The sequence below is a fragment of the Haloarcula sp. S1AR25-4 genome, assembly GCF_031624555.1.
GTDB lineage: Archaea > Halobacteriota > Halobacteria > Halobacteriales > Haloarculaceae > Haloarcula > Haloarcula pellucida.
Genome location: NZ_JAMQOR010000016.1, coordinates 1 through 6,909, shown reverse-complemented (window position 1 = coordinate 6,909; position 6,909 = coordinate 1). Strand labels below are relative to the sequence as shown.

Sequence of the window (6,909 nt, the reverse complement as noted above, 5' to 3'; positions counted from 1 at the left end):
ACGGTGACCGGGCATCCCGATCCTGAGCGAGCAATTCTGCTTCGAACCGTTCGTGATCGTCTGCCGTATCGTCGTATCTATCCGGACCAGACATACGAATCAGGGGCAGCGCACGAACCGCCCCGCACCCCATTCTGGGGCAGAAAAAACAGTTCCCACAGCCAGCAACTCCCTGTCACTACGTCGACCTGCTCCCTCACCCTCCACGCCCCACGCCATCGTCCGGGTGGCAGCCTACTCTCGCTTGGCCTGCGGCCTGGCACCTTGGCCCCGTTGGCCGCGAACTCAACTTTGGGCGGCCACCCCCACCACATATCGGTTGATTTTCCTGCTGTCTAGTGGCCGAATTCGCCTCCAAATCGCAAGACAGCGATACCTGACACCAGATTTCGTGGGCTGTCCGGGAACTCCCTCGTTAGTGAGTCTGGTGTCTAGTGTTGTCGTCCTGCGATATATGGACTCAGCACGAGTCCTGCCATACCGGGTGTCTAGGACAGCCCGGGGCTGGTGTCAGGCTACCCAGTCGGTCGATAGGAGTGAACTGACTCGTTGATCTGTTCTAAAAATCCAGAATTAGCGTGGCGCATACAGAGGATTCATCTTGTACAGAGGCTTCGGGAGGATCCGGTTGTTCGGATTAGTCATGCGGCTGACTCCAGTCCCACAATACTTCCCGACGAAGATCTCGGCTATAGGTCACAGCCACTCAACTCAAACCATCCGACAGCAGCCCCTATCAAGAATCCCGACGTGTGACCTCCGTTGATCCATCGAGGCTCGAAATACGGCCCGGTGAACGGATCTACAAGCACTGAGACTAAGGCTACGAATCCGATGAAAATGGCGAACATCTCTACCAAGTCTAAGCCGTCATGCTTCCGAGGAAGGTGGGTGAGTGAGTAGCCAGCGAGAGCGTAGATGATCCCGCTGGTTCCGTAGAAGGCCAACTGCTGATCCGAGAATGTACCAAGCACCGCCGCACCAGCCAGTATCGTAGCATACCCGGTCAGTACGAGAAAGACTGTGTAACGTTTCCGAGTCCAGTGTCTCTCAATAGGCAGCCCTACGACTGTCAGGCCAACAAGGCTGGCAGCAAAATGTAGAATCCCCTTGTGTAGTACAGGGGAGAGAGGCCATGCGATCCACGGGTATACACCGAAGACACCTGTAGCGAAAATCTGGACAGTTCCGAGGCCTCGGAAAGCTGTGACAACGATCTCGATTAGGAAGACTGCCGCCAGCAAGATCATCAACAGGTAAGTGATCGTTGAGTCCGACTCCTTGTACTGCTGGAAACAGGTTTTCAACGCGGAGATGCCAACGCTCTCATCACTTTCTTCCGAGGAAAGGCCCAGTATTGAGGTAATACGTTGAAACACGGAAGGCTGCTCATCTTCCTCTCGCAGCATCACCCGGTCGATATCTTCCTCCAAGAACAACATTGACTCTCCACCCGCCCACTCGTAGTCTTCCTCCTCTAAACTGTATCTGTAAGGTTGCTCGATCCTGACTTCCTTGGGCTTGCCTGCGCGACTCCATTCGACCACGTCCCCGGTATATAGTTCATCATCGCTCGTTTTGATACGGATTGACCGAGCACCCTTCATGAAGTTCTCCCACGGCTGGCGAGGATTGTACTTGATATGCGCCGTTGACTGGATACTGCGTCGAAGTCGACCAGGAAGGTCTGCCAAAATCCCTACAGCGTAGACGACTCCAACCACGACGGATAGCCCGAGAATTATGAGAATCAAGTCGGCACGGAAGAACGGTGTGAAGAAGAGGGAGCGTAGCGCCTCAAATGACTCTATCGGGCCTTCGAGACTCTGGTATGCTTCGAGGAAGAGCGAGTCGATGACGACGCTGGATACTAGACTCCAAATCAAAAGAACGGACTGAGAGATGTCATTTTCAATGGCTGCCAAACTTACAGCAGTCATCACAGCCACGAACCCGGGCGCAATCAGAACGACGTAGAATATGATATCGCTAGGAAGTAGAGCCATAATGTCGGTTTATTATTCAGAGCTGTCAGAGCCGGAATCGCCGTCAGAACCGTTTGAACCATCGGAGCTGCCCGATTGACGAACGCTGCGAGGGATACTTTCTCCCTCCGCACTAGGTGCTGAGTCGCCTGATGGCTCCTTACTACCACTCTTCTCTACCTTTTGAGAACTATTGCTATCCTTTTGGGCAGCGTTCGCTCGTGGATTCTTTTCTCCTGATAGTTCTGCGGAGTCCTTGCTGCTGGAGTCACTGCTTGAACTGTCTCCCGAATTCGAATCGTCTCCCATACGGCACAGTTACCAACTAAACCGCTAAAATAATTCCCTTCGCTATACGATGGTTATCCAATAGGTCTCGGTTCAGGGAGAACAAACCGGAGATCAACATCGCTGTTTTCCGCCAGCTCTCGCAGATTTCTCTCTGCATCGCTGTCCGAGTTACGTCGGAGTAGATCGTAGTTGGAGAAGACCACACAGCGTCGGTCGACGCCGTCGGGTAGTTGTCCCAGTCGGACGATATCGTCGGCAATATCTCTGTACTTACTCTTGTCGTCGTCTGGTCTGTACCGTAGGTAGTTGGTGTTCTTGACGTACTTGAACTCGACAGCAGCAACTAGATCTGATGGGTCAAATTCCTGTGTCCCGTTGTCGACTGTGATTGTGAGACCGTCAGAGAACACTCCAAGGTCAAGTCGCTCAGTGGCACCGAATGGAAAAGCTGGGCCTCCAATCTCACATTGGGCACGGTCAATCTCTTCGGTAGCGCTGTACCGACTTGTGTAGGCCTCATGGTCAGGAATCGACCCTTGGGCCTTCGAAGATTCTTCGACCGAGACCGCTTCCACGGAAGCCGGCGACAGTTCAGAACACATTCTGGACCGGACGTCTTCCGCCAAACTTCGTTCGTCGCTGTAGTTCGCCGGTTGCTCTAGGAAACACTCTGCTGTCGTATCGATCGCGGTATCAAGCACCCTGCGAACCCGACTCATTGCTGCTTAACTCTGCTAACACAACTACTTATAAAAGATATTTCAAACTGAATGGATTCTATTCACCGGACGAAATGAACCGCTTTGCCCTGTCCAGAGGGGACTGGTCCTTATCCTGATCTTCTTGCTTCGGCTCTTGCTCAAACTCACGTCCTTCGAGAGCAGTTTCCAGACGATCGCGTTCAGAGCGAACGGTGGCAAGTTCTGATCGAAGTTGGTTGACCTCCGTTTCAAGTTCCTTGATTCGCTCCGATTTCTCCTCCAGTTCGGACTCGAGACGCTTGACCTTCGCTGTCAACAGCCGGTTCTTTTCGCGGAGGTGTGCCCGGTCCAAGTCACCAAGTTGCTCGTCGTCCGGGAGGGCATCAGGGGCCGACTCTGATTCGTCGTCAACTGCGTCCTCCTCGGGCGTGACTCGTTCTCGCCCGTGGTTCAGGCCCGCGTCTTCGATGGCTTCCAGCGTCTCGTTGTAGGTTTCGTACCCGGGGAACCCCTCGTAGGTTCCATCCTCACCCTCCCGATCGACGAACGCGTCTTCGGGACAGATCTCGAGCGCGACAGCTGCTTTCCGAACGGCCCAGAACGGCATCTGGTCGTAGGTCCCGCCGTCGACGCGGTCCGATCCGGCCTCTGGAACCCACACCGGAATGTCGTAGCCGGCGCTCCGCAGTTCGTCGACGGCAGCCCAGTAGTCCTCCCCATCGAGGTCCGCATCGGCGGCGGAGATAATCCCCGTCGCGAGCGCCATCAGCTTCGCCGGCCCGCCCCCGGCGTTAACCTTCGAATCGCCGAAGGTATTGGCCTGCTCGTCGACGAAACAGGATTGCCCGCTCTCACTGTGGCGCCAGCACGGGTCGAACTGCGGCCGCGGCTGGTTCGGATCCGTATCGTAGGCATCGCTCGCGTAGTGACGGGCAATCTCGGTGATGTCGATATCCTCGACAGCCTCGTAGACGTCCTCTTTGAACGGCGTAACGGGACGGCCTTCGAGGGTACCGTCGAGTTCTGCCATTCGCTCTTCGCGTCGCTGGAGCGCTGCCTCACGCTGTCGCTGGCGCTCCCGTTCCCGCTCACGCTCCGCTTCCACCCATTCCTCCAGCGTGGCCTGCCAGCCCCCGTGGTCCTCGTACAGGTCCGACCAGAGCGTCGCGACAAGCGAGTCGACGCAGTCCGTGTGCTCGACTCGCGTGAGGTCATCGGCCCAACTGACCGCCTGCTCGAGGAGTGCGTCGTCGACACCCTCGAACGGACGGAGTTCGTAGCGGACGTTGTCGGTCGCGATGGGCGTGACGACGGCATCGTGGTCGGCGTGGATCGAGAGTGGCGGCTTGTACTGGCGGTTCTTGTTGTTCACCCAATCGGGCTGAATGACGTCGCCGGCGCCGTCGACGCGCTCGTTCACGCGGGCCTCTGCCTTCTGGAGCCATGCGTTCGAGCGGTCGAGGAACTCGTTGAACACCCGTTCGAGCGCATCCGGATCGTCATTGAAGTGGTCCGCAATTGGTAGTGTGGCCTCCGGGGCCCCAAAGACGTACGCGCCCCCGACGGAGTCCAGCGCATACACCGCCTTCCGCGTGCCGTAGAGCGTTGCATACTCGTCGATGTAGGCGTCGAGGGTACGCTCGACGAGGGCACGCGTCTCGCCATCCAGGTCGCCTCGCTGCGGCTTGATGTCGTCGGCGAGGTCAATATCGCCCCAGGTGGGAACTGCCCGGAGGTCGGCATACCCGGGGGTTGGGGGCTCATCCTGCCAAACGGTCGTCCCCTCAGACTCGTCGTAGCGACAGGGTTCCCACTGTTGGAAGGCGGTCGGTGTCTTGTAGGTGGTGACGGCATAGAGGGTCCGGTCGAGGCGGTCGTGAATCTCGTCGTAGTCACGATCGAGGCGGGCAACCCGTCCGCGCTGCGGATACCCGGCCTTAATCGCCTCGACGTCGTCGTGGTCGCGTTTGATGTACCATCCGACGAAGTCGTTCAACCCGATGGTTGGATAGTTCTTGACGGTCGCCAGCGCCTCGTAGATGGGTTTAGCACGACGGTAGTGCTCGCGGATGGCTGCCTCGGAGAGCGTCATTTCGTGTGCTCCTGCACCTCCTGAGCGGGAGCGAAACGACTACGCACTGGCATCATTCGGTTCCTCCTGGTCGCCGGCGTCGTCCAGCTCGATTCCGACGTAACAGCGTCGCGTCTGACCGTCCAACCACTTCTTGTCACGCTCGAACGCAACGTGGTCGCGAAGCGTACGTGTGAACCGGTTTTTTGGCTTCACCTCGTACTCCTCGGCCGTCGCATATTGCTCGTACGCATCGTAGACCTCAGCGACCGCGACGACCCCGTCGCTGGATTCAACGATGCTATCGCGGACGAATGCTTGGATGCCGAACGGATCGTTCTCGTGGTCTTCCTGCTTCATAGATTGCTTATCGGCAGGTTCGTCTGGCTCCACACCTGCCAGATGGAGTTCATTGTTTTCGATCGCCTCAATGAGCCCAGCAAGGTCTTTGGTCGCGTCAGAGTCTCGAGTGTAGAGCTCGAGATTCTGCTCATCCTCGATGACACCTATCGCATACGAATCATCCGTGTACTCCGGAACGGGTAGGTCGGTACTGGGCACGAACGGGCGCTTGACAGGTACCCAATCCGCTTCGAACGCCTCACGTGACTCGTAGGACTCGGGCAGTTCTCCCGGCCTAAAGACGGTGTATGACTCGCTCTCGGCGTCGTAGCTGTACGTCGCCGGGAACTGATCTTTCGACACAGCGTCGAAGGAGTCGATCCGGGCGTGCTGGTCTCCGGCACTATCCTCGAGGACGAACGCACCGTCCCGCTCGAACCAGCGGGTGTGGCGACTACCACCAGTGGCCGGTCGGACGGCCGTCACTCCATCCGCGGCTCGCGCACCACCGTTGAATGTGACGTTGTGGTTCATCGTATACAGCCGTGTTTCCCCGGAGGAGAGCTGATTTCGCGGCTCGCTGAGGATTTTCGCAAGCCGGTCGGCAATCTCGTCAGCCGGCTGATCGTCGTGGTCTGCGACGACGAACAGCGGGATTCGCTCCTGTTCCTGGGCCTTCCGGAGGTTCGTGAGGACCTTCGCCGGCCGGACGTGGGTGGTGGTTTCGACCTCCACCTGGAGCTCCCGGTCGAGATCCGGATGCGTCGCGATGGCATCGGGGCGGGACTCCCCGTTCTGATCGAGGACCTCCACGGAGAACCCCGCAGTTGCGAGGGATTGCTCGACCGTTTCAAGGACTGCATCGTGGTGCTCGCCCCCGCCGGTCGGTGACGTCGACGTGTCGGGCGCGGCTGCTTGCTCACCCTCGTCTGTGAGCCGACACTGCACCGACGAACCACCGTCCGGGAGATCGACCTCGATGAGCGAGGACGCCTCCCTCACTTCTGGTAGTGTCTCGTAGCCCTGCGCCTCGATGGTGTCTTCCTCGATACGCGAGAGCAGTTCCTCATCGACGTCCTCGACGGAGACCCAGCCGTTCGTCTCACGTACGTCGTTCGACAGCTGGACGGCGCGAATCGCACGGACCATCGCGACTTCCAGCGGCAGATCGTCGGCGTTTTCCAGAGCGACGTCAGTCGCAGCGTCACGGCTCTCCACGGTCGTCCCGCCGGCGACTCCGTACTCCTCGCGGGTATGCTCGTGGACGGCGTCCAAGGCGTCTTGGAATCGCTCTTCTTGCGTCCCGGTCAGTGGCTGCTCGCTATCGGGATGACCGGGTGGAATCGGAAGGGGTTCGATACTGAACGGGTCGGGGCCGGTTTCGCCGAACTCTGGGCTCGGGAGCTGTGCGATCCACTCGCCACGCGGGAGGGAACTGATCCGATTCTTGAACTCGACGGGATCCATTGCCTCGTGTGAGAGTGCCTCGGCGATGTCGGCGTCGACGGCGATCTTCCCG

The 6,909-nt window shown here is 58.3% G+C and carries 4 protein-coding genes; all 4 read right to left on the bottom strand.

What is annotated here, in order from left to right:
- Positions 1–689: 689 nt before the first annotated feature.
- Entirely contained in the window at positions 690–2,006 is a 1,317-nt protein-coding gene (locus NDI85_RS22165; RefSeq protein ID WP_121593843.1) for a rhomboid family intramembrane serine protease, read from the bottom strand.
- A 341-nt stretch (positions 2,007–2,347) separates the two neighbouring features.
- Positions 2,348–2,995 carry a hypothetical protein gene (locus tag NDI85_RS22160; RefSeq protein WP_199717510.1) on the bottom strand — a complete coding sequence of 216 codons (648 nt, stop codon included), beginning with the start codon at positions 2,993–2,995 and terminating at the stop codon, positions 2,348–2,350.
- A 58-nt stretch (positions 2,996–3,053) separates the two neighbouring features.
- Complete coding sequence (locus NDI85_RS22155; RefSeq protein WP_115803933.1) at positions 3,054–5,069, bottom strand: hypothetical protein; 2,016 nt, start codon at positions 5,067–5,069, stop codon at positions 3,054–3,056.
- 39 nt (positions 5,070–5,108) lie between these two features.
- On the bottom strand, positions 5,109–6,909 hold a 1,801-nt coding region (locus NDI85_RS22150), incomplete at its 5' end, for a primase-like DNA-binding domain-containing protein (RefSeq protein ID WP_396275614.1).

Coding starts and splice junctions, on each gene's coding strand:
- NDI85_RS22160 (WP_199717510.1), bottom strand. CDS start 2,995: ATGAGTCGGGTTCGCAGGGTGCTTGATACCGCGATCGATACGACAGCA.
- NDI85_RS22165 (WP_121593843.1), bottom strand. CDS start 2,006: ATGGCTCTACTTCCTAGCGATATCATATTCTACGTCGTTCTGATTGCG.
- NDI85_RS22155 (WP_115803933.1), bottom strand. CDS start 5,069: ATGACGCTCTCCGAGGCAGCCATCCGCGAGCACTACCGTCGTGCTAAA.